Raw genomic sequence first — 24,748 nt, forward strand, 5'->3', positions numbered from 1 at the left:
CCTACCTCCCTTTTAGTCTACAGGTTATCCCAATTATTCCTTAGTTGTCTCAACTTCGACATTCAATTTATCTGCTGATTGATGATCATCGTCATCTTCCGTATCACGCATTTCAATTTCTGTATCGTCGCTAGACATCATTTTAACGTCCATACCTAAACTTTGCAGCTCTTTAATCAATACTTTGAATGATTCAGGAACGCCTGGTTCTGGAACATTTTCGCCTTTAACAATTGCTTCATACGTCTTAACACGTCCAACAACATCATCAGACTTCACCGTTAAGATTTCTTGAAGAGTATAAGCAGCACCGTAAGCTTCAAGTGCCCAAACCTCCATCTCACCGAAACGCTGTCCACCGAACTGAGCTTTACCTCCAAGAGGCTGCTGCGTTACAAGTGAGTATGGTCCAGTAGAACGAGCATGAAGTTTATCGTCAACCATGTGCGCAAGTTTGATCATATACATGACACCAACAGATACGCGGTTATCGAATGGTTCACCAGTACGTCCGTCATACAGGATTGTTTTCGCGTCATTTGCCATACCAGCTTCTTCAATCGTGCCCCAAACATCTTCCTCACGAGCACCATCGAATACTGGTGTTGCAATGTGAATGCCAAGGTATCTTGCTGCCATACCAAGATGAAGCTCTAATACCTGACCGATATTCATACGAGATGGTACCCCTAATGGGTTTAACATGATATCGATTGGCGTACCGTCTGGTAAGTAAGGCATATCTTCTTCTGGTAAAATACGAGAGATAACACCTTTGTTACCGTGACGTCCGGCCATTTTGTCACCTTCAGAAATTTTACGTTTTTGAACGATATATGCACGTACAAGTTGATTCACGCCTGGTGGCAATTCATCGCCATCTTCACGGTTGAATACTTTTACGTCTAAGATAATACCGCCACCACCGTGTGGTACACGTAGTGATGTATCACGTACTTCACGTGCTTTTTCGCCAAAGATAGCATGTAATAGACGTTCTTCAGCTGTTAATTCTGTTACACCTTTAGGTGTTACTTTACCAACAAGTAAATCTCCATCTTTTACTTCTGCACCAACGCGAATGATACCGCGCTCGTCAAGGTTACGTAATGCGTCTTCCCCAACGTTTGGAATGTCACGTGTAATTTCTTCTGGTCCAAGCTTCGTATCACGAGCTTCTGACTCATATTCTTCAATATGAATAGAAGTGTACACATCATCTTTTACAAGGCGCTCACTCATGATGATCGCATCCTCGTAGTTATAACCGTCCCAAGTCATGAAGCCAACAAGCACGTTACGTCCAAGTGCTAGTTCACCTAATTCCATAGAAGGACCATCCGCAAGGATTTCACCTTTTACAACTTCATTTCCAACACTTACGATTGGACGTTGGTTGTAACAAGTTCCTTGGTTAGAACGAATGAATTTTTGCATTTTGTAGCGATCTAAGTCGCCTTTTACTGTTTGACCGTCAACTTCTACATAGCGACGTACCCAAACTTCACGTGCTTCTACGCGCTCAACAACACCAGGATGTTTACAGATTACTGCAGCACCTGAGTCTTTTGCTGATACGTACTCCATACCTGTACCTACAATCGGAGATTCCGGATTCATTAACGGAACCGCCTGACGTTGCATGTTCGCTCCCATAAGTGCGCGGTTAGAGTCATCGTTTTCTAAGAACGGAATACAAGCTGTCGCTGCCGACACTACTTGTTTTGGAGATACATCCATGTAGTCGATGCGTTCTCTATTTGTCACAATGTTTTCACCACGGAAACGAGCTACGATATCTTCACTTAGGAATTCACCTTCATCAGATAATTTCATATTCGCTTGGGCTACAACATAGTTATCTTCTTCATCTGCCGTTAAGTAATCAACCTGCCCTGTTACATGACCAGTTTCTGGGTCAACACGACGGTATGGTGTTTCAATGAAACCAAACTCATTTACTTTCGCGAACGAAGATAATGAGTTAATCAAACCGATGTTTGGTCCCTCTGGTGTTTCAATCGGACACATACGACCATAGTGAGAGTAATGAACGTCACGCACTTCAAAGCCTGCGCGCTCACGCGTTAAACCACCAGGTCCTAATGCAGATAGTCTTCGTTTGTGAGTTAACTCTGCTAATGGATTTGTTTGGTCCATGAACTGAGATAACTGAGAACTTCCGAAGAACTCTTTAATCGATGCAATAACAGGACGAATATTAATAAGTGCCTGTGGTGTAATTGCATTTGTATCTTGGATCGACATTCTCTCACGAACAACACGTTCCATACGAGAAAGACCGATACGGAATTGATTTTGTAATAGTTCTCCAACAGAACGCAGACGACGGTTTCCTAAGTGGTCGATATCATCTGTATCCCCTACTTTGTATAGTAGGTTGAAGAAGTAACTGATAGAAGCAAGGATATCACCTGGTGTGATGTGTTTTACATCACGAGTAATATTCGCATTACCAATTACGTTAATTACGCGCTCGCCTTCTGACTCAGGAGCATAAATCTTAATAGATTGCAGCTCAACATCGCCTTCTACCACTCCACCCATTGGTTTCGCTGTTTTGAATCCAATGTTTTTCTCTAAGTAAGGTAAAATGCGATCAAGTGTACGACGATCTAAGATTGTTCCTTCTGCCGCTAAAATTTCACCAGTTTCTGGATCCACTAATGTTTCAGCTAAACGTTGATTAAACAATCTGTTTTTAATGTGTAACTTCTTGTTGATCTTGTAGCGACCTACATTTGCTAAATCGTAGCGCTTTGGATCGAAGAAACGAGACACAAGTAAGCTCTTAGCATTTTCTACTGTTGGTGGTTCACCAGGACGTAGACGCTCATAAATTTCAAGCAATGCTTTTTCTGTGCTATCTGTGTTGTCTTTTTCTAATGTGTTGCTTAAGTATTCGTTATCACCTAAAAGCTCGGTGATTTCTTGATCAGAGCCAAACCCTAATGCGCGTAACAAAACAGTTACAGGAAGTTTACGCGTACGGTCAATACGCACATATACAACATCCTTAGCATCTGTCTCATACTCTAACCAAGCTCCGCGGTTTGGAATTACAGTAGCAGTAAAACCACGTTTTCCGTTTTTATCCACTTTGCCACTATAGTATACGCTTGGAGAGCGAACTAACTGGGAAACGATAACACGTTCTGCACCGTTAATTACGAATGTTCCAGTCTCTGTCATGAGTGGGAAATCTCCCATGAACACATCTTGTTCTTTTACTTCACCAGTTTCCTTGTTGATTAGACGCACTTTTACACGAAGTGGTGCTGCATACGTCACATCACGCTCTTTGCATTCGTCTACAGAGTATTTAGGTTCACCTAAGCTGTAGTCGATAAATTCAAGCGATAGATTTCCCGTAAAGTCTTCAATCGGAGAAATGTCTTGGAACATTTCTCGCAAACCCTCATCAAGAAACCACTGATAAGAAGAGGTTTGAATTTCGATAAGATTTGGTAACTCTAATACTTCACTAATACGGGCATAACTTCTTCGTTGGCGGTGGCGTCCGTATTGAACTAGTTGACCTGTCAACTGCTTCACCCCTCAAATCATGAGTATTATAAATGCACAAAAAAATTTGTGCAAAATCACAAATAAATACAACTACTGCTATTAGCGTAGTCTTTTTTCTCTTAAAGATAAATACGTTGAGTCTTTCTACCTGCTCAAAAAAGAAAAATGGCTTCTATAAGAAAACCATCATTCTGTTTCATAATCTGCTGATTTTACTATCTTTTCCAAGAGAAACAAAAATATACATCTTTCTCAACGCAGAAAATCATATATTGGCATTGTATAATGTTAACATAGCCAAAAATAACCGTCAACGTTTTTTTGATTTTATGATATAATATCCTTTTTTCTTTTCTACAACTTCGACTTCAGAAAATACTTCTTCTAGTTTTTTCAGCGCAGATGGTGCACCTTGCTTCTTTTGAATAACAATCCACAACTCTCCACCTGGAACTAAATGCTCTACAGCTTTTTCTAAAATCTCATGCACGATATCTTTACCTGCACGAATTGGAGGATTAGATAGAATAGCAGCATACATACCATCTACATTTTCATAGACGCTACTTTGAAAAATGTGTACATTTCCAACTCTATTGTTAGCGGCATTTTCTTTTGCAAGCTCAAGTGCCCTTTCATTCACATCCACCATGTGAACTTTACGCTCCTGAAACTCTTTCGCCAACGATAAACCAATTGGTCCGTATCCACAACCTACGTCTAATATATCACCTTTAATATCCGGCACTTGAAACGCTTCAATTAAAAGACGAGAACCAAAGTCCACTTCGTTTTTCGAGAACACCCCACGGTCAGATAAGAAAGTAAATCGAGATCCACGAAGTGTAAATTCCCATCGCTTACGATCACTTTTACTAGAAGGGTCGTTAGAAAAATAATGGTCTGCCATATGGCCACCTCTTTTCTTTACAGTTAAAAAAAAAGCTCGCATGAGAGCGAGCTTTTTTTAAAGCATCAAAAGTTAATTACTTAACTTCTACAGCAGCGCCAACTTCTTCAAGTTTAGCTTTGATTTCTTCAGCTTCTTCTTTAGCAGCAGCTTCTTTGATTACTTTTGGAGTGTTGTCAACTAATTCTTTAGCTTCTTTTAAGCCAAGACCAGTGATTTCACGAACAACTTTGATAACTTTGATTTTTTGTGCACCAGCGCTAGTTAGTTCCACATCAAATTCAGTTTTCTCAGCAGCAGCTTCTCCAGCGCCACCAGCAACAGCTACAGGAGCAGCAGCAGTTACGCCGAATTCTTCCTCGATAGCTTTTACTAAGTCGTTAAGTTCTAATACAGTCATAGATTTAACTGCTTCAATGATTTGTTCTTTAGTCATTGTAAATATCCTCCCTTAAATAGGTTTGTATTGTTTTATCGATAATACGTAATTATCTTTTAAAAAATTAAGCGCCTTGCTCTTCCTTTTGGTCTGCAACTGCTTTAGTAGCAAGTGCAAGGTTACGGATTGGAGCTTGAAGAACGCTAAGAAGCATAGAAAGTAAGCCTTCACGTGATGGAAGAGTAGCGATAGCTTTAACCTCATCAAGTGTTACAAGTTTACCTTCGATTACGCCTGCTTTAATTTCTAAAGCTTCATGATCTTTAGCGAAGTCGTTTAATACTTTCGCAGGAGCAACTACATCCTCGTTACTGAACGCGATTGCGTTTGGTCCTGTTAAGAATTCATTTAACTCAGCCATTTCAGCAGATTCTGCAGCACGACGAGTTAGAGAGTTTTTGTAAACTTTGAACTCAACGCCAGCTTCACGTAATTGCTTACGTAATTCTGTTGCTTCAGAAACTGTTAAACCACGGTAGTCAACAACGATTGTAGATTTACTAGCGCGAAGTTTGTCCGCGATTTCAGTTACAACTTGTTGTTTAGTTTCGATTACTTTGCTCATGTTATTACACCTCCTGTAGATTATATAGAAGATGTACCGAAAGTGCACTAAAAACCTCCATGCCCAACTTGTAGACATGGAGGCATATAGTCACAGAAAAAAATTCCGTTTCGTATATTAACACCTAGGTAGGAAATTAAGTCTATCGACACCTACTGTCTACGGTACACTAATTAAATTCACAACATAAATGATTATATAAAAACTTCTTTATGAAGTCAACTTCCAAAATTTACGCTAATGTAGAAACGTCTACACGTACGCCAGGTCCCATTGTAGAAGCAACTGTTACGTTCTTCATGTAAGTACCTTTTGCAGCAGCTGGCTTAACTTTTTGTAAAGTGTCAGCAATTGTTCTGAAGTTTTCTACTAATTTAGCATCTTCGAAAGATACTTTACCGATTGGAACGTGGATGTTACCAGCTTTATCAACGCGGTATTCAACTTTACCAGCTTTGATTTCGTTAACAGCTTTAGTTACATCGAAAGTAACTGTTCCAGTTTTAGGGTTTGGCATTAAACCTTTAGGTCCTAATACGCGACCAAGTTTACCAACTTCACCCATCATGTCAGGAGTTGCTACTACTACATCGAAATCGAACCAACCTTGTTGGATTTTACCGATGTAATCAGCATCGCCTACGAAGTCAGCTCCAGCAGCTTCAGCTTCTTTAGCTTTTTCGCCTTTAGCGAACACTAATACACGTTGTACTTTACCAGTACCGTGTGGAAGAACAACTGCACCACGGATTTGTTGGTCAGCTTTCTTAGGGTCAACACCTAAACGGAATGCAGCTTCTACAGTTGCATCAAATTTAGCTGTGTTTGTTTTCTTTACTAATTCTACTGCTTCTGTTGCAGAGTAAGCAGCTGCACGATCAACAAGCTTTGCAGCTTCTACGTACTTTTTACCTCTTTTAGCCATTTTTATTTCCTCCTCGAATGTGGTTTTAGCGGAATAACCTCCCACGTTTACGCTTATTTTCAGGTATAACCTGAGGATGCGCGCCATCCATTTATTTAAAAACGATAATCATTTACGATAATAAAGGTTGCGAATTGGAATTCCAGACCCGCAACCTTTTTTAAAAACAAATCGAATTAGTCTTCGATAACGATGCCCATACTGCGTGCAGTACCTTCAACCATACGCATTGCAGCTTCTACGCTAGCAGCGTTTAGGTCAGGCATTTTAGTTTCAGCGATTTCGCGTACTTTATCACGCTTAACAGTTGCCACTTTATTACGGTTTGGTTCACCAGAACCAGACTCAATACCAGCTACTTTCTTAAGAAGAACAGCAGCAGGAGGAGTTTTAGTAATGAAAGTGAATGAACGGTCCTCAAATACCGTAATTTCAACAGGGATGATAAGACCAGCTTGATCAGCTGTACGAGCGTTAAACTCTTTACAGAAGCCCATGATGTTAACACCTGCTTGTCCTAATGCTGGACCAACTGGTGGAGCTGGGTTAGCTTTACCTGCAGGAATTTGAAGCTTTACCATTTTAATTACCTTTTTAGCCACGAGACACACCTCCTTAAGTCCGTGATGTGGTCAATTGGACAGTGATTTGCCCTCCCACGTCATATTTTATCTGTAAGGATAAAATCTTTCAAAAAACGTCTCCGATAACGAAGACGTACTGACTTAAAAGATATTATCACTTTTTACAATTCATTTCAAGTTTCATTTTATAATTTTTCAATTTGATGGAAGTCAAGCTCAACTGGAGTCTCGCGACCAAACATGTCCACAAGCACGCTAACCTTTTTCTTCTCCACATCAATTTCTTCGATAGCACCTGTATAATCTGCGAATGGTCCCTCATTTACACGTACTGTCTCATGAAGTTCAAAGTCGAAATCAACCACTTCATTGTCCATTCCCATATGTTTCATAATGGTAACAACTTCCTCTTCTAATAGAGGTGATGGTTTAGAACCTGAACCAGAAGAACCAACGAACCCAGTTACACCTGGTGTGTTACGTACAACATACCAAGAGTCATCAGTCATGATTAATTCTACTAATACATAACCTGGGAACACTTTTCTTTTCATTAATTTTTCTTTACCGTTTTTCATTTCTACTTCTACTTCTTCCGGGACAACAACACGGAAAATTTTATCTTGCATACCCATTGATTCTACACGTTTCTCTAGGTTTGCTTTTACTTTATTTTCATATCCAGAATAAGTATGGACAACATACCAACTTTTTTCCATTCATTTAGGACGAGCGTCCTTCCCTCCCTGACGTACATTTTTTTGCGCAAATGAAAAAACCCGTTCACCGGGCTTTTACACAGTTCTTATAAATAACATTATATCATGGATAAGTGCTTCTTATTCAAGAATTAACCAAGAATTAACCGAATTAAAGAAGAAATGCCCATATCAACCACTGCGAAGAAAATCGCAAAGAAGACAACTGTAGCAATAACAGTCGCTGTTGAACGGAGTAATTCATCTTTTTTAGGCCAACTTACTTTTTTCATTTCGCGACCTACATCGCCGAAAAAGTTCGTTAAACGCATCTACGGGACCTCCAGTGTATTATTTCAATTATTTATTTTGTTTCCTTGTGAACTGTATGCTGATTGCATGTTTTACAGAATTTCTTTATTTCAAGTCGCTCTACTGAGCTCGTATCTTTCATCGTAGAGTAGTTTCGATTTTTACACTCTTCACATGAGAGTACAACTTTTTTCCTCATTAGTTACACCAACCTTGTAACATTATGTCCCTAAAAATGTATCATACAACAAAAGACAATGTCAATGTCATGCCTTTTGTACTCTCCACAAAAAGAAAACAGGTGATTTTGTACACCTGTAGCACTTGTTATGAATTTAAAGTGGTACTCTCTCTCATTTCCATATATCGTTCCAATTTCCGCTTCACCCTCTGTAAAGCATTATCAATAGATTTCACATGTCTATTTAACTGTTCCGAAATCTCTTGATAAGAACGACCATCTAGATATAAAGAAAGCACTTTTCTTTCTAAATCGCTTAATAATTCAGATATTTTAGATTCTATGTCTGTATATTCTTCCTGACTTATAATCATTTCTTCAGGATCAGTTACCTTCGCTTCCGAAATAACATCTAATAACGTCCGATCAGATTCCTCATCATAAATCGGTTTATCTAAAGACACATACGAATTTAATGGAATATGTTTTTGCCTGGTTGCTGTTTTAATAGCGGTAATAATTTGTCGAGTGATACACAGTTCAGCAAATGCTTTGAATGAAGACAACTTGTCCTCTTTATAATCACGAATCGCTTTAAACAACCCAATCATACCTTCTTGAACAATATCTTCTCGATCGGCACCCACTAAGAAATAAGATCTCGATTTCGCGCGAACAAAGTTCTTATATTTGTGAATCAAATATTCTAGAGCGTCAGTATTACCTTTTCGAACTAACTCAACGATTGCCTCATCTTCTAAATCACGAAATGTAACGTCGCCTACACTTACGAAGCCTGCTTCCACCTTGATCCCTCCGACCGCTATTTATTTAGCAATATTATACAGTAAAAAGACAAAGAGCGTCAATGCTTCAACGCTCTCCTCTTCTTAATTTTTCTAATTTTTCTGTAATATCTTTACTAAATATCTTTCGCATAGCGGGTTGCTTCTCTTTTGTGTCTTGTGTACGTCTTCTTACCTGTTGCTCCATCGCTTGTACTTCTAACTCTAACTCACGTGCAGATTTCCGAAGAGCACCTTGTGCAAATATAACCCATTGTTCCGTATAATCAGAAGTTGCAACATATATTTGCGTATTTATATTTCTAAGCTCGATCGCAAGCTGCTCTATCTTTTCATCTGCAGTTTGATTCTTCCTCGTGAATATAACTTCCACACGCGATTGCTTCATCTTTTTTTCAATACCGTGGACTGTATACGCATCGAAGACTATCATTACCTTTGTACCTGTGTAACCTTGGTAATCCGCCATCTTATCAATCAGTGCATCTCTTGATGATTGCAAATCTACATCCCGTAGTTTCTTCAAGTCTCCCCAAGCTCCAATAATGTTGTAACCGTCAACGATTAAAATATCGTTCATTTTTTATTTACCAATTTCGTTACGTTTACGATATACCTCATACATTAACAAACTTGCGGCTACTGAAGCATTTAAGGATGTAACTTTACCAACCATCGGTAAAGTAATTAAGAAATCACATTTTTCACCAATAATACGACTCATACCTTTTCCTTCACTTCCAATTACTAATCCAATTGGCATTTTACCATCTAAATTACGGTAATCCGTTTTCCCTTTTGCATCTGTACCGGCAATCCAAAGTCCACGCTCTTTTAATTCATCGATTGTACGAGATAAATTCGTTACGCGCGCAACAGGAATATATTCAATTGCTCCAGTAGATGCTTTCGCAACTGATGCTGTAAGTCCTACCGCTCTTCTTTTCGGAATAATAATTCCATGAGCGCCTGTTGCATCCGCAGTACGCATAATAGAACCTAAGTTATGCGGGTCTTCAATTTCATCTAAAATTAAGAAGAACGGATCTTCATTACGCTTCTCTGCTACTTTAAATAGATCTTCTAACTCAGCATATTGATATGCAGCCACTTGAGCAATTACACCTTGATGGTTCCCCTCAACTAATTGATCTAACTTCTTCTTTGGCGCATGTTGTAAAATAATCTTATTTTCTTTCGCTAGTGCTAGTACAATTTGTACTTGTCCTTTGGCAGCACCTTCCGCGATCCAAATTTTATTAATATCTCTTCCTGATCGCAACGCTTCAATTACAGGGTTACGTCCGATAATATATTCACTACTCATGATGATGTGCCCCCTTCCTTTTCTTCTAAAACAGCAATTGCCTTATATACAATTTCGTCTAATCTTTCACGATTATTTAATAAGTGATGATAGCCAATTAACGCTTCAAAGGCTGTACTATGTCGATATGTTTGTACATCCGTATTTTTCGGAACAGTACCTGAATTGGCATTACGCCCTCTTCTTAGTACCGCTTCTTCTTCTTCAGTTAAAAATGCTGTCTCTAATAAATGATAAACAACTTTCGCCTGTGCTTTTGCCGAAACAAAGCTTGTCCCTAATCGATGTAATTGATTAGGACGAACTTTCCCTTTTTGAAGTAGGTGATAGCGGATATATTGTTCATACACCGCATCACCCATATATGCTAACGCTAAGCTGTTTAATTGCTTTGCATCAATCATTCTTATCCTCTTTTCCATCTTGTACCTTGAGCGGTATCTTCTAAAATAATATTACGATCTTTTAAATCATCGCGAATTTGATCTGATAATGCAAAATCACGATTTTTACGAGCTTCAATACGTTTTTGAATAAGCGCCTCAATTTCTTCATCGAGTAACTCTTCTTGCGCTAATTCTAACCCTAAAATATCAAATAATGTTTCAAGTTGTTTTACGTATGCTTCAATTACTACTGTAGACGTATGTTCTTCCAGTAAATATTGATTTGCATGATTTGCTACATTATATAACTCAGTGATTGCATTAGCTGTATTGAAGTCATCATTCATTGCTTCCTCAAATGCAGTCTGGAATTTTTCCAGTTCAGCTAACCATTTCTCATTATGATCTGTTAAATCCGTACTACTTTCCATACGGTGTTTCAAGTTACCGTAAGCCGTTTTAATTCTTTCCAGCCCGTTATTTGTGCTTTGTAATAACTCTTCACTGAAATTAATTGGGTGACGGTAATGTACTGATAGCATAAAGAATCTAATTAACTGTGGATCATATTGCTTAATGATATCGTGAACTAAAATGAAGTTCCCAAGTGACTTAGACATCTTCTCATTATTAATATTAATATATCCATTGTGCATCCAATAACGTGCAAATGTTTTTCCTGTTAACGCCTCAGATTGCGCGATTTCATTCTCATGATGAGGAAATGCCAAGTCTTGACCACCAGCGTGAATATCAATTGTGTCCCCTAAGTATTTACGCGCCATTGCCGAGCATTCGATATGCCAACCTGGACGACCTTTCCCCCAAGGGCTTTCCCAGAAGATTTCTCCTTCTTTCGCCGCTTTCCATAAAGCAAAATCAAGAGGGTCTTGTTTCTTTTCTCCTACTTCAATGCGCGCACCGTGACGTAAGTCTGCGATTGGTTGATGAGATAGTTTACCGTATCCTTCGAATTCCTTCGTTCTAAAGTACACATCACCTTCTGATTCATATGCATATCCTTTATTCACAAGTTCTTGAATAAATTCAATAATAATATCCATATTTTCCGTTACACGCGGATGAACCGTTGCATGTTTGCAACCTAGTGCCGTTACATCCTCAAAGTACGCTTCAACGAAACGGTCAGCAATTGTTGGTACATCTTCACCTAACTCATTTGCTGCTTTAATTAATTTATCATCTACGTCTGTAAAGTTAGATACATACTGCACATCGTATCCTTTATATTCTAAATAACGGCGTACCGTATCAAATACCATAGGTGGTCTTGCATTCCCAATGTGAATGTAGTTATAAACTGTAGGTCCGCATACATACATCTTTACCTTATTTTCTTCTAATGGAGTAAACTCTTCCTTTTGACGTGTTAACGTATTATAAATGTGAATAGTCATTTTTATCCTTCCTTTCTACCTTTACTTCAAGTTGTTTTTTCAATTTATCAAGTTCTACTTCCATAACCTTTAATTTATCAAAAATTGGGTCTGGAAGGTCAGAATGATTTAATTCTTGACCGATCTTTACTCCATTTTGAATAACGACCCGGCCAGGTATACCTACAACTGTAGAGTGTGCAGGGACTTCTTTTAATACGACAGATCCTGCTCCAATTTTAGAATTCTCTCCAACCGTAATAGAACCTAGTACTTTGGCACCTGTTGCAATTAATACATTATCCTGAATTGTAGGGTGCCTCTTTCCCTTTTCTTTACCCGTACCACCTAATGTAACCCCTTGATAGATCGTTACATTATCACCAATTTCGCACGTTTCTCCAATTACAACCCCCATTCCATGGTCTATGAAAAAACGACGACCAATTGTTGCTCCTGGGTGAATCTCAATGCCAGTAAAGAAACGACTAACTTGTGAGATCCAACGTGCAATAAAGAAGAAATTCTTTTTATAAAAAGCATGTGCAATTCGATGGGCCCAAACTGCATGTAATCCAGAGTAAGTCAAAATGACTTCGAAATAACTTCTTGCCGCTGGATCCTGTTCAAAAACGACTTCAATATCTTCCCGAAGCCTCTTAAACATCGACGTTCCCTCCCCTTTATGGGCTGCTTTTTCGAGCGAACTAACTCCCTACTTATCTCCCTAAATCTTTATACACGTAGATAAAACTTATACTCACACCCAGTTTTACGGTATAAAAAAAGACGCCTCTGTCATATTGACAGAGACGCCTTATAAGCGCGGTTCCACTCTGTTTAGGCCAAAAAAGCCTCAAACTCATCTCTGATAACGGTGTACACCGCTTCTGCTTACTTTATGCCCTAAGGCGTTTCGCAAAACAATTTGCTGTTCAGCAGAAGACTCGAAGGGGCATTTCAAAAATCCGCTTATAAACCACTTCCAGCCTAAAGGTGGTTCTCTCTGTAAAAAGCCTGATTTTCTACTTCTCCTTCTCGTCGCTTTTCCTTATTAGGTTTTAAGTATACTTATTATATTTCTAAACCTAGAAAATGTTAACCAATTACTTTTTGAAGACGATTTAAAACTTTTTCTTTTCCAAGAAGTGCAATAGCATTAGGAAGCTCTGGTCCATGTGTTTGACCAGTAGTTGCAACACGGATTGGCATAAATAAGTTTTTACCTTTATGACCTGTTTCCTTTTGAACTGCTTTAATAGCCGCCTTAATTGCTGCAGGTTCCATCACTTCTAGCGCTTCTACTTGACCAGCAAATGCACGAAGTACTTCTGGTACTTGTTCACCTTTTAATACTTCTTGTCCTTCTTCCTCATGATCAACATGATCTTTGAAGAACATTTCAGAAAGCTCTACAATTTCAGCTCCAAAGCTCATTTGTTCATGATATAACGCAATTACATCACGAATCCAAGCTTGTTCTTGTTCACTTAAAGTTTCACCTATACGTCCAGCTTTCACTAAATGCGGTAAGCTTAATTCTACCACCGTATCTAAATCTTGCTTTTTCATATATTGGTTGTTCATCCATTTTAGTTTTTGAGAATCAAATAATGCAGGTGATTTTGATAAACGAGCTGCATCGAACATTTTGATAAACTCTTCTTGAGAGAAGATTTCTTCTTCTCCTACCGGCGACCAACCTAGTAATGCAATAAAGTTAAAGATTGCTTCTGGAAGATATCCAAGCTCTTTATATTGCTCAATAAATTGAATAATAGATTCATCGCGCTTACTTAATTTTTTACGGCTTTCATTTACAATTAAAGTCATATGACCGAATTGCGGGATATCCCAACCGAAAGCTTCATAAATCATCATTTGTTTTGGCGTGTTTGAAATATGGTCATCACCACGAAGTACGTGTGTAATTTCCATTAAGTGATCATCTACTGCTACTGCAAAGTTATAAGTTGGAATTCCATCTTTTTTCACGATAACGAAATCACCGAAATCATTTGAATGGAATGCAACTTCATCTTTTACAATATCTTTAAATGTGTAATCACGGTCAGCTGGTACACGGAAACGAATACTTGGAATACGTCCCTCAGCTTCAAATTCTTTCACTTGCGCTTCAGTTAAATCACGGTGGTTACCTGCATAACGAGGTGTTTCACCACGAGAGATTTGCCCTTCACGTTCTGCTTCTAGCTCTTCTTCTGTCATATAACATTTGTAAGCTAAGCCACGCTCTAATAAATCTTCATATAATTTTTTATAAATATCTAAACGCTCTGTTTGACGATATGGTCCAAATTCACCACCAACATCAACACCTTCATCCCAGTCCATACCGAGCCATTTCAAGTATTTTAATTGGCTTTCTTCTCCACCTGCAACATTACGTTTTACATCAGTATCTTCAATACGAATAATAAACTTACCATCTTGATGACGAGCAAATAAATAATTAAATAATGCCGTACGCGCATTTCCGATATGTAAGTGTCCTGTTGGACTTGGCGCATAGCGCACTCTCACTTGCTTTTCCATAATTGGTACACCTTCCATTCTTAATGTCAACACATTCTATAATTGTACACCAAACAAATGTGATTATCCATCTTACGAATTAAAAACCATTATTTTTTCTGTAATAAAACAACTGCTTGAGAAGCAATTCCTTCTTCTCTACCTGTAAATCCTAATTTTTCTGTTGTTGTTGCCTTTACATTGATATTATCAATAGACGTTTCTAATAGTTCACTAATGCGTTTACGCATACTTTCAATATGTGGTGCCATTTTTGGCTTTTGAGCAATAATTGTACAATCTAAATTCCCTAATTCATAACCTTGGTCACGCACAAATTCCCAAACCTTTTGCAGCAATACAGCTGAATCAGCATCCTTAAAGGCAGGATCTGTATCTGGGAAATGTTTTCCGATATCTCCTGCTGCAATTGCACCTAAACATGCGTCTGCGATCGTATGTAACAATACGTCTGCATCAGAGTGACCAATTAATCCTTTCTCATGAGGAATTGTAATCCCGCCAATAATTAACGGTCTACCTTCCGCGAATTCATGCACATCAAAACCTTGTCCAATTCGAAACATTCTTTACATCCTCCTCGAGCTAAACTACTGAGCTTTATGATTCTATATTATATCGCTATCCTTATAAAGAAAAGCCCGGCCGTTGCCGAGCTTTTCTTCGCTATAATCATTACTATCATTTCTTTTGAACGTGAAGAAAACTTTCAGCAATTAGTAAATCCTCCGGAGTCGTCACTTTAATATTATAGTAACTCCCCTCTACTACACCTACTTGCTTCCCGATACGTTCTACAAGACTTGCATCATCTGTACCAAGGAAACAGCCCTGCTTCGCGCTTCTATGAGCTTCTAATAAAAGAGAAACAGCAAACCCTTGCGGTGTTTGTACAGCTTTAAGCTGAGATCTTTCTACCGTTTCGACAACAACACCCTGCTCTACTTTCTTAACGGTATCTTTCACTGGCACTGCACAAATGGAAGCCCCATGGTGTTCTGCTGCAGTTAATACATCTTGAATCACTTTATTCGTTACGAACGGGCGTGCACCGTCATGTACAAGAACATACTCAACCTCACTCGTATGCTGAATCGCGTTATACACACTATCTTGTCTTTCAGCTCCACCTTGAATAAATTGTACTGGCTTTTCAACCGGATACTTCTGCATTAACTCTTCAAAACATGGGCGCTCTTCTTCGTTAATTGCCATAATAATATTTTTACATGCCTTATCCTTTTCAAAAGCACGTAACGTATGCACAATAATTGGTACTTCATTAATAAGTAAGAACAACTTATTTTTGCCAGCACCCATCCGTTTTCCTTGACCAGCTGCTGGAATAATTAATGTATACATATTAATAATCCTCTACTTATAATGCTTTTTCTAATAATTTACGTTTGGCGAAAATCATACGACCTGCCGATGTTTGTAACACACTCGTAACAAGTACATCGAGTTGTGAACCTACATATTCTCTACCATCTTCTACTACAATCATCGTGCCGTCATCTAAATATGCAACACCTTGATTTTGTTCTTTACCATCTTTTACAACATAAACACTTAGTTCTTCACCTGGGAGTACAACAGGTTTAATTGCATTAGCTAAATCGTTAATGTTTAAAACTGTTACCCCTTGTAATTCAGAAACTTTATTTAAGTTGAAATCATTCGTTACTACCGTTCCACCAGTGATTTTCGCCAACTTTACAAGTTTGCTGTCCACTTCTTGAATATCATCGAAATCGCCTTCATAAATTTCTACCGGAATCGGCATCTCTTTTTGAATACGATTTAAAATATCTAATCCTCTGCGACCACGATTACGCTTTAAAGCATCAGAAGAATCGGCAATGTGCTGAAGCTCTTCTAACACGAATTGTGGAATGACAATTGTTCCTTCTAAAAACTTCGTTTGGCAAATATCAGCAATACGTCCATCGATAATTACACTCGTATCGAGAATTTTCCAGTGGGTTGTAGATTCCTCTACCTCAGTTTCAGTTTCTTCATTCTCACTATTATTATTTTTCTTCTTCCCACGTTGTGGTAATGTAAATAACCCTAGCAATTCATTCCTCTTTTTAAATCCTACTTGGAATCCTAAATACCCAAGTAAAAGAGTAAAGAACACTTGCAACACTGTACTAATAACTGGAATTGTAAATTCACGAATTGGGATTAAAATTAAATATGCAACAATAAGGCCAGAGATTAAACCTAATGTACCAAATAAAACATCTGCTACAGGCGCCTTTACAAGAGCCTCTTCAATATGCTTAATAAGTTGAACAATATAATCTACAAGCCAAAATGTTGTTAAAAATAAAATAATTGCACCAATAATTGCACGAGCATACGATCCTTCCAATAAAGGAACGGCACCGATGTCTAATACATTAATAACTTTTGGGATTAAGTAAATCCCCAACGCTCCCCCGATTACTAGAAAGAAGAGCTGTACAATCCGTTTTAACATCCAACCACCTCCTACTCATTATTAACCATTGTTTCGCTAATCAAAACGCCGAATGCAAAAGCGGACGTGTTTTTTTATAAATAGTTTTATTTACCAATATATCATATCATATACCAAAAGTGTTCTAGTGTCGTTATATTATGGAATCAATGTAATATTCTTAATTGTGTCTACTCATATAGAGATGCTCTTGGATTCTTTTTAGACCTTCTCGTATTTTCTTCGCCCTGACTTCCCCAATTCCTTCCACATCATCTAATTCATTAATAGTTGCCCGACAAACACCTTGCAAAGTTTTAAATCGATTAATTAAATTTTCAATGATAAGTGGTGGAACGCGTGAAATCTTACTGGTGATTCGGTATCCTCTCGGCGTCACACTTTCTTCTAAACTCGTTTGTCCAGGGTATCCAAGCAATTTAACTAAATCGCTATCCTCTAGAAGTTGTGTATTCGCAAGATCTTGTAATTTTTTCAAAATTTGATGATGGTCTTGTGTTTTTTCTTGATAGTAATCTTTAATTAATAACGCTGCTTCTGCCTCTAAATCAGCTAGTAGTTCGGTAAGCTGTAAACGAATTAACCTACCTTCTGTTCCTAGTTCATGAATATAGCTTAATATTTCATTTTTAATACGCAGTACCATTTCAACACTATGTAAAACATGAACTACTTCGGACATTGTAACGACTTCTTCAAATTCCAGGATACCCAAATTCGTAATCCCATCATTCCATACAGCCTTATATTTTTCTAGCGTTTGAATAGCTTGGTTTGCCTTTGTTAAAATAACACCTATATCTTTTAGTGTATAACGTAAATTCCCTTGATATAGCGTAATTACGTTACGTCTTTGTGAAATAGCCACTACAAGGCTACCTGTCTGCTTTGCTACACGCTCCGCTGTTCGGTGGCGCATACCTGTCTCAATAGAGTCAATAGATGACTCTGGAACTAACTGTGCGTTCGCAATTAAAATTTTACTTCCAGTTTCATTTAAAATAAGTGCTCCATCCATTTTTGCTAATTCGTATAAACTAGCAGGAGAGAATGCACAATTAATATGAAAACCTCCATCAACAATACTTTTAATCTGCTCATTATATCCCAGGACAATTAATCCCCCTGTTTGTGCGCGAAGTACATTATCTATCCCTTCGCGCAGTGGTGTTCCCGGGGCAACAAGCTGTAAAATATTAATCATACTTTTGACACGTTGCTTGTTTTCTTCCATAGCCTAGCCTCCTAATGTCAAACGAAGCGCTTCTCCTAAATTGGATACACCTACTACCTCAATCCCATCAGGAATTGTCCATCCTCCTAAATTTTTTCTAGGAATAATAGCGCGTTGAAATCCTAATTTAGCTGCTTCTTGTACACGTTGTTCAATTCTTGATACTCTTCTTATTTCTCCAGTTAATCCTACTTCTCCTATTACTGCATCGGTTGGTGCCGTAGATTTATCTCTAAAACTTGAAGCTATACTTAAAGCCACAGCTAAATCAATTGCTGGTTCATCTAACTTCAGACCACCTGCTACTTTTAAATATGCGTCTTGGTTTTGCAATAATAAACCTGTTCTTTTTTCTAACACCGCCATAATAAGCGATACACGGTTATGGTCAATTCCCGTTGCCATTCTTCGAGGGTTTCCAAAACTAGTAGGGGAGATTAATGCTTGTATTTCTACTAAAACTGGTCGTGTTCCTTCCATTGAGGCAACCACCGTTGACCCTGCAACCCCAACCGGTCTTTCCTCAAGGAAAATTTCAGAAGGATTTAATACTTCCGCAAGGCCAAGTTCTTTCATTTCAAAAATACCCATTTCATTCGTGGAACCAAAACGATTCTTCACCGCTCGCAAAATACGATATGTATGATGACGGTCTCCTTCAAAATAAAGAACTGCATCGACCATATGTTCTAACATACGAGGTCCTGCAATTGCCCCCTCTTTTGTCACATGTCCAACGATAAAAATAGGGATCCCTTTCGTTTTTGCAAGTTTCATTAATTCCGCTGTACATTCACGTACTTGCGCCACACTTCCTGGTGCTGACGTTACCTCAGGTAAATGTATCGTTTGGATGGAATCAATAACAACAAAAGCTGGATTCACTTCTTCAATGTGTGCTGCAATTCGCTGCAAATCCGTCTCTGATACAACAAATAGATTGCTACCATTTACATGTAAACGGTCCGCACGCAGTTTAATCTGTTTTGCTGATTCTTCACCCGATATATATAGTACATCATATGAAGAATCTGCTAATTGCGATGATATTTGTAATAGTAACGTTGATTTTCCAATCCCAGGGTCACCACCAATAAGTACTAAGGACCCATCTACAATCCCGCCACCAAGCACGCGGTTAAATTCTTGAAATTTTGTTTCAATACGCGCCTCAGACTTTGTTTCTACTTCTGTTAGACGTCTTGGTTTTGTTACTTCTGATTGAATTGCATTGGCATAATTAAGGCGCCTTGATGATACAACTGGTTCCATCTCTTCAACAAGCGTATTCCATTGACCACACCCAGGGCATTTCCCCATATATTTTGGTGACTGATACCCACACTCTTGACATGTGAATTTTGTTTTCTTTTTAGCCATATCGTTTTATATTTCACTTCACTTTCATCTATAAACAGTTTATCCTTCTCGTACAAGAAAGAGGGCTATCTCGTAGCCCTCTTAGTTTGTCTATACTTATTTTACCTTTTCAGCACTATGAATGACAAATGATTCTCCTTCAACATCAAAGATAACTTTTTGTCCTTTCTCAATAGCACCTTTTAAAAGCTCTTCCGATAGTCTATCTTCTACATGCTTCTGAATTGCTCTACGAAGCGGGCGAGCACCGTACTCTCGGTCAAATCCTTTATCAGCAATAGCTGAAATTGCTCCTTCAGTTAAATGTAATTCAATTTCTTGCTCTTTTAAGCGGTTCACTAACTGATTTACCATAAGTGTTACAATCTCTTGAATATGTTTTTTCTCAAGCATATGGAACACGATAATTTCATCAATACGGTTTAAGAACTCTGGACGAAATGCCTTTTTCAGTTCATCCATTACTTTACCTTTCATATCTGAATAATCGCGGCTCTCATCTTGTACGTTAAATCCAAGATGTTTATTACGTTTTAACGCCTCTGCACCAACGTTAGATGTCATAATAACAATTGTATTACGGAAATCAACTGTACGCCCTTTAGAATCTGTTAAGCGACCATCTTCTAATACTTGTAGCAAAATGTTAAACACATCAGGATGAGCTTTCTCTACTTCATCTAATAAGACAACTGAATATGGCTTACGGCGAACCTTTTCTGTTAATTGTCCACCTTCTTCATATCCAACATATCCTGGAGGAGATCCAACTAAACGAGAAGTAGAATGCTTCTCCATGTACTCAGACATATCGATGCGAATCATTGCATCCTCATCACCGAACATAGATTCTGCTAACGCTCTTGCTAGCTCTGTTTTACCTACACCTGTTGGTCCTAAGAAAATAAATGAACCAATCGGACGTTTCGGATCTTTCAATCCTGCTCTAGCACGACGAACAGCTTTCGCTACAGCTACTACCGCTTCATCTTGACCAATAACACGATCGTGAAGAATCGATTCTAAGTTTAATAATTTATCAGTCTCTGTTTGTGCAAGCTTAGAAACCGGAATACGAGTCCACGTAGAAACGACATTTGCAATATCTTCTACTGTCACTTCTGAGTTTTCTTTTCCTTGTTGCTCTTTCCATTGACGCTTCGTATCTTCTAACTTCTCACGTAAGCGTTGTTCCATATCACGTAAGGAAGCAGCTTTTTCAAATTCTTGACTTTGTACAGCTGCATCTTTTTCTTTTCTAATTTCCTCAAGCTTCACTTCAAGCTCTTTTAGATTTGGTGGTGTTGTATAAGAGCGTAAACGAACCTTTGAAGCAGCTTCATCAATTAGATCAATTGCTTTATCTGGTAAGAAACGATCTGTAATATAACGATCTGAAAGCTTTACAGCCGCATCAATTGCATCATCTGTAATAGACACGCGGTGATGCGCCTCATAACGATCACGTAAACCTTTCAAGATTTGAGTTGATTCATCTAAACTTGGCTCATCAACGTGAATTGGTTGGAAACGTCTCTCTAAAGCCGCGTCTTTTTCAATATATTTACGATATTCGTCTAACGTTGTCGCCCCAATACATTGTAACTCTCCGCGTGCTAAAGATGGTTTTAAAATGTTCGATGCATCAATAGCACCTTCTGCTCCACCTGCACCAATTAAAGTATGAAGTTCATCAATAAATAGAATGATATTTCCTGCTTGGCGAATTTCATCCATTACTTTCTTCAAACGATCTTCAAATTCACCACGATATTTCGTTCCAGCTACCACTGTACCCATATCTAGTGTCATAACGCGCTTATCTCTTAAAGTTTCAGGAACTTCATTATTTACGATTTGTTGTGCTAATCCTTCTGCGATTGCCGTTTTACCTACACCAGGCTCTCCAATTAACACGGGATTATTTTTTGTTCTACGGCTTAAAACTTCAATTACACGTTGAATTTCTTTACCACGCCCAATAACAGGATCTAAGCGATTTTCACGTGCAACAACCGTTAAATCACGCGCTAAGCTATCAAGTGTTGGTGTATTTGCATTTGTTGAAGAACCGCCTTGGTGACCTGAACTTGCTTCATTACTTCCAAGCAGTTGCAATACTTGTTGTCTTGCCTTATTTAGGCTAACACCTAAGTTATTTAAAACACGTGCTGCTACACCTTCACCCTCACGGATTAAACCGAGTAGGATATGTTCTGTTCCAACGTAAGAATGACCTAACTTACGAGCTTCATCCATAGACAACTCAATAACCTTTTTAGCACGCGGTGTATAATGTACCGTTTGAGAAGCTTCTGTTCCGCGCCCAATTAACGCTTCTACCTCTTTTTGAACTTTCTCTGGACTTAATCCAAGAGCAATTAACGCTTTTGCTGCAATTCCTTCTCCTTCGCGTACAAGCCCAAGTAAAATATGTTCTGTTCCAATATTATTATGCCCAATGCGAATTGCTTCCTCTTGAGATAAAGCTAATACTTTCTGTGCTCTTTCTGTAAATCTTCCAAACATCATAGAAATCGCCTCCTACTTGCGCTTAGTTTTTTTCAATACGTAATCGCTCACGGATTAAGGTTGCTCTTCGATAATCTCTTTCTTCTGGTCCTAAAGGCCCTCCCGCATATTGTTGTAAAATGCCCGGTTGTGTAAGAACCATTAGCTCAGTCAAAATATTTCTCGATACACCTTTTATATATCCTAAATCAATACCAAGTCGTACATCTGATAAGCAAGTGGCCGCTTCTGCAGATTGAATTAACCGACTGTTTGCTAGTATGCCATAAGAGCGATAAACTTTGTCTTCAAGCTCAATACTTGAATTTTGTACAATTAATTCTCTAGCCATTTTTTCTTGCTGTATAATTTGTTGAATGACACCCTTTAAATCTGCAATAATATCTTCTTCAGATTTTCCTAGTGTCATTTGATTTGACACTTGAAATATATTACCTAACGCTTCGCTACCCTCACCGTATATTCCTCTTACTACTAACCCTAATTTTTGAATTACTTGTATGATACGACTAATTCTTTTCGTTAAGACGAGTCCCGGTAAATGAATCATTACAGAAGCCCTAAGTCCTGTACCAACGTTGGTAGGACAACTCGTAATATATCCAAGTGATTCATCAAAAGCATATTCAACCTCTTTCTCTATCCAATTATCTATTTGATTGGCACTTTGAAGAGCCTCTGATAACTGCAATCCTGAAAATAAGCACTGAATCCGAATATGGTCTTCTTCATTCAACATAACACTAATATGTTCACTTTCTGACAATAGACATGCTCCGTACTCTGTTCCAGCAAGGTTAGGACTAATTAAATGCTTTTCAACTAATACTCTCCTTTGAAGAGGTGTTAATTCATTCATTTTTAATAGTTCAAACTCTCCAAAGGGTTCTACCGTTTTATTTATAAATTCCTTTTTAAATAACTCATGAATCTGTTTAGCTTCTTCTTCGTTTTGCATGGTAGAGAATTGATATTTTTTAAAATTACGAGCCAAACGAATTCGACTACTTAAAACAATATCAGAATCAGGGCCATCCCCCTTCATCCATGGACTAATCGCTTCATTCATAATTTTGTCCAGTGACATAGAACTATTCCCCCTCTCTATGCTCACTCAGCTGATTTTCAAGACCTCGAATTTTATCTCTTATTTCAGCAGCTTTCTCAAATTCCTCTTTCTGCACATATTGTTTCAGAATGAGTTTTAGTTCATCTAATTCTTTCTTTAAGTGGATATTTCCTTCTATACGCTCCGGAATTTTTCCACAATGATCTGTATGCCCGCCGTGAAGACGTTTTAATAATGGCTTTAAATGTTCCTTAAATGTATCGTAACAAGAAGCACATCCAAAGCGTCCAACCTTTGTAAATTGCTCATATGTCATCTTACAATCTGGACACCGTAATATACTTGTATTCGAAAATTCGTTTTTTCCTTCTTCAAACATTGTTGATTCACCGTGTAATAACCCAGCAAATAAATCATGGAATGAAAAGTTAGACTGCGATGATTGAAAGAAAGACGTATAGCCACTTTGTTCTGCACATTGCTCACAAAGATGAACTTCCGCCTTCTTTTCGTTGATTACTTTTGTATAATGTAAAGTTGCTGGTCTTATATTACAGTTTTGACAAGTCATCACTATCCCCACCTTTACAACAGGAACGATCTATCTCATAGTACTTTTCATACATTACTAGATTGTTCACTTTCCTTTACTCGTTTAAATAAAAGTGCGTGTTCTTTTTTCAAAACTTCTACAATATTTAACTGCCTTATCTTTTAGTTGTTATTTTTTTACAAAAGCTGTATTTATTTATATTTCAGTGTTCTTAACATTGCGCATAATATTCGAGCCCTAAGTTCATCTCGAGAAGGAACATCCATTGATAATACAGAACGATCTAGCACGCTTAACATAAGCTTAGCTTCACGATTTGTTATGATTCCCTCTTCTATTAAACGTATAATCATACTCTCTGCATTTCCTTGCGCAACGCTATGATCAATCATATGAAGCATTTGATCAATAATGTCTATATCGTCATGCAGTTTGACTTTTATAATGCGAATGTAACCTCCTCCACCACGTTTACTTTCTACTACGAATCCTCTTTCTAACGTAAAACGGGTATTGATTACATAATTGATTTGAGATGGTACGCACTCGAATCGATCCGCAATCTCATTTCTTTTGATTTCAATCACATTATTATTACTTAAGTCAATAACTTGCTTTAGATATTTCTCAATGATATCAGATATATTTCTCATTTATCCGCCACCTTTATTGACTTTGACTATCTTTGACTTTAATTATATACGTATTAATAAAATTTGCAACTCTTTTGCTTATTCACTATCCTAGCCACATTCCCCTGTATTTAATCAAAATAATAATTATTTAAACACATTTTTTATTACTATGGATTATAAAAGAAAATACGAAAAAACACGAGTCATTCGACTCGTGTTTAA

General features: G+C 38.0%; 25 protein-coding genes and 2 other annotated features. All 25 genes read right to left on the minus strand.

The features are described 5' to 3' along the window. Positions 1–33: 33 nt before the first annotated feature. The 25 genes from rpoB to ctsR all read right to left on the minus strand — a co-directional run bounded on the left by rpoB (position 34) and on the right by ctsR (position 24,544). Positions 34–3,567 carry a DNA-directed RNA polymerase subunit beta gene (rpoB, locus tag VF726_RS29755; RefSeq protein WP_440173835.1) on the minus strand — a complete coding sequence of 1,178 codons (3,534 nt, stop codon included), beginning with the start codon at positions 3,565–3,567 and terminating at the stop codon, positions 34–36. A gap of 292 nt (positions 3,568–3,859) precedes the next feature. Continuing rightward, positions 3,860–4,459 carry a class I SAM-dependent methyltransferase gene (locus VF726_RS29760; RefSeq protein WP_440173837.1) on the minus strand — a complete coding sequence of 200 codons (600 nt, stop codon included), beginning with the start codon at positions 4,457–4,459 and terminating at the stop codon, positions 3,860–3,862. A gap of 76 nt (positions 4,460–4,535) precedes the next feature. Further along, complete coding sequence (rplL, locus tag VF726_RS29765; protein ID WP_000159736.1) at positions 4,536–4,895, minus strand: 50S ribosomal protein L7/L12; 360 nt, start codon at positions 4,893–4,895, stop codon at positions 4,536–4,538. Between the two features lie 67 nt (positions 4,896–4,962). Further along, entirely contained in the window at positions 4,963–5,463 is a 501-nt protein-coding gene (rplJ, locus tag VF726_RS29770; RefSeq protein ID WP_000048716.1) for a 50S ribosomal protein L10, read from the minus strand. 39 nt (positions 5,464–5,502) lie between these two features. Continuing rightward, positions 5,503–5,646, minus strand: a sequence feature (ribosomal protein L10 leader region). A 49-nt stretch (positions 5,647–5,695) separates the two neighbouring features. Continuing rightward, positions 5,696–6,388 (minus strand): 50S ribosomal protein L1, encoded by a 693-nt coding sequence (rplA, locus tag VF726_RS29775; RefSeq protein WP_002020168.1) that lies wholly within the window; start codon positions 6,386–6,388, stop codon positions 5,696–5,698. 176 nt (positions 6,389–6,564) lie between these two features. Next, positions 6,565–6,990 (minus strand): 50S ribosomal protein L11, encoded by a 426-nt coding sequence (rplK, locus tag VF726_RS29780; protein WP_001085872.1) that lies wholly within the window; start codon positions 6,988–6,990, stop codon positions 6,565–6,567. A 167-nt stretch (positions 6,991–7,157) separates the two neighbouring features. Next, positions 7,158–7,691 carry a transcription termination/antitermination protein NusG gene (nusG, locus tag VF726_RS29785; protein WP_000415794.1) on the minus strand — a complete coding sequence of 178 codons (534 nt, stop codon included), beginning with the start codon at positions 7,689–7,691 and terminating at the stop codon, positions 7,158–7,160. Between the two features lie 131 nt (positions 7,692–7,822). Beyond that, positions 7,823–8,002 carry a preprotein translocase subunit SecE gene (secE, locus tag VF726_RS29790; protein WP_001241321.1) on the minus strand — a complete coding sequence of 60 codons (180 nt, stop codon included), beginning with the start codon at positions 8,000–8,002 and terminating at the stop codon, positions 7,823–7,825. 32 nt (positions 8,003–8,034) lie between these two features. Then, positions 8,035–8,181 (minus strand): 50S ribosomal protein L33, encoded by a 147-nt coding sequence (gene rpmG / locus VF726_RS29795; RefSeq protein WP_002070160.1) that lies wholly within the window; start codon positions 8,179–8,181, stop codon positions 8,035–8,037. Positions 8,182–8,309: 128 nt separating this feature from the next. Further along, entirely contained in the window at positions 8,310–8,969 is a 660-nt protein-coding gene (locus tag VF726_RS29800) for an RNA polymerase sporulation sigma factor SigH (RefSeq protein ID WP_000387198.1), read from the minus strand. A 67-nt stretch (positions 8,970–9,036) separates the two neighbouring features. After that, positions 9,037–9,549, minus strand: a complete 513-nt coding sequence (locus VF726_RS29805; RefSeq protein ID WP_000997883.1) for an NYN domain-containing protein — start codon at positions 9,547–9,549, stop codon at positions 9,037–9,039. 3 nt (positions 9,550–9,552) lie between these two features. Beyond that, a complete protein-coding gene (gene rlmB, locus VF726_RS29810; RefSeq protein WP_000093759.1) occupies positions 9,553–10,296 on the minus strand; it encodes a 23S rRNA (guanosine(2251)-2'-O)-methyltransferase RlmB in 744 nt (247 codons plus the stop codon). Further along, positions 10,293–10,700, minus strand: a complete 408-nt coding sequence (locus VF726_RS29815) for a Mini-ribonuclease 3 (protein ID WP_000564261.1) — start codon at positions 10,698–10,700, stop codon at positions 10,293–10,295. Before VF726_RS29815 ends, rlmB begins: the two co-directional genes overlap by 4 nt. A gap of 2 nt (positions 10,701–10,702) precedes the next feature. Beyond that, a complete protein-coding gene (cysS, locus tag VF726_RS29820; protein WP_016089674.1) occupies positions 10,703–12,100 on the minus strand; it encodes a cysteine--tRNA ligase in 1,398 nt (465 codons plus the stop codon). After that, positions 12,081–12,746 (minus strand): serine O-acetyltransferase, encoded by a 666-nt coding sequence (gene cysE / locus VF726_RS29825; protein WP_000476500.1) that lies wholly within the window; start codon positions 12,744–12,746, stop codon positions 12,081–12,083. Before cysE ends, cysS begins: the two co-directional genes overlap by 20 nt. Before the next feature lie 138 nt (positions 12,747–12,884). Then, positions 12,885–13,130 (minus strand) — a binding site (T-box leader). A gap of 47 nt (positions 13,131–13,177) precedes the next feature. Continuing rightward, positions 13,178–14,635, minus strand: a complete 1,458-nt coding sequence (gene gltX, locus VF726_RS29830) for a glutamate--tRNA ligase (protein WP_048526361.1) — start codon at positions 14,633–14,635, stop codon at positions 13,178–13,180. A gap of 89 nt (positions 14,636–14,724) precedes the next feature. Continuing rightward, positions 14,725–15,201 (minus strand): 2-C-methyl-D-erythritol 2,4-cyclodiphosphate synthase, encoded by a 477-nt coding sequence (gene ispF, locus VF726_RS29835; RefSeq protein ID WP_048526360.1) that lies wholly within the window; start codon positions 15,199–15,201, stop codon positions 14,725–14,727. Between the two features lie 115 nt (positions 15,202–15,316). Next, a complete protein-coding gene (ispD, locus tag VF726_RS29840) occupies positions 15,317–15,997 on the minus strand; it encodes a 2-C-methyl-D-erythritol 4-phosphate cytidylyltransferase (protein ID WP_440173843.1) in 681 nt (226 codons plus the stop codon). A gap of 16 nt (positions 15,998–16,013) precedes the next feature. Further along, entirely contained in the window at positions 16,014–17,123 is a 1,110-nt protein-coding gene (locus tag VF726_RS29845) for a PIN/TRAM domain-containing protein (RefSeq protein ID WP_048526358.1), read from the minus strand. Between the two features lie 160 nt (positions 17,124–17,283). Then, entirely contained in the window at positions 17,284–18,357 is a 1,074-nt protein-coding gene (disA, locus tag VF726_RS29850; RefSeq protein WP_000392167.1) for a DNA integrity scanning diadenylate cyclase DisA, read from the minus strand. A gap of 3 nt (positions 18,358–18,360) precedes the next feature. After that, positions 18,361–19,737: a DNA repair protein RadA gene (gene radA / locus VF726_RS29855; RefSeq protein ID WP_001085207.1), complete on the minus strand. Its 1,377-nt coding sequence runs from the start codon at positions 19,735–19,737 to the stop codon at positions 18,361–18,363. A gap of 96 nt (positions 19,738–19,833) precedes the next feature. Next, positions 19,834–22,269, minus strand: a complete 2,436-nt coding sequence (clpC, locus tag VF726_RS29860) for an ATP-dependent protease ATP-binding subunit ClpC (protein ID WP_000971179.1) — start codon at positions 22,267–22,269, stop codon at positions 19,834–19,836. 22 nt (positions 22,270–22,291) lie between these two features. Beyond that, on the minus strand, positions 22,292–23,356 hold the full coding sequence (locus VF726_RS29865; RefSeq protein ID WP_440173846.1) for a protein arginine kinase: 1,065 nt from the start codon (positions 23,354–23,356) through the stop codon (positions 22,292–22,294). A gap of 4 nt (positions 23,357–23,360) precedes the next feature. Beyond that, entirely contained in the window at positions 23,361–23,909 is a 549-nt protein-coding gene (locus VF726_RS29870; protein WP_440173848.1) for a UvrB/UvrC motif-containing protein, read from the minus strand. A 173-nt stretch (positions 23,910–24,082) separates the two neighbouring features. Then, complete coding sequence (ctsR, locus tag VF726_RS29875; protein WP_048526354.1) at positions 24,083–24,544, minus strand: transcriptional regulator CtsR; 462 nt, start codon at positions 24,542–24,544, stop codon at positions 24,083–24,085. Between the last annotated feature and the right edge of the window lie 204 nt (positions 24,545–24,748).

Origin of the sequence: Bacillus sp. Brlt_9, assembly GCF_051948935.1 — a bacterium.
In the GTDB taxonomy this organism is placed as follows: domain Bacteria; phylum Bacillota; class Bacilli; order Bacillales; family Bacillaceae_G; genus Bacillus_A.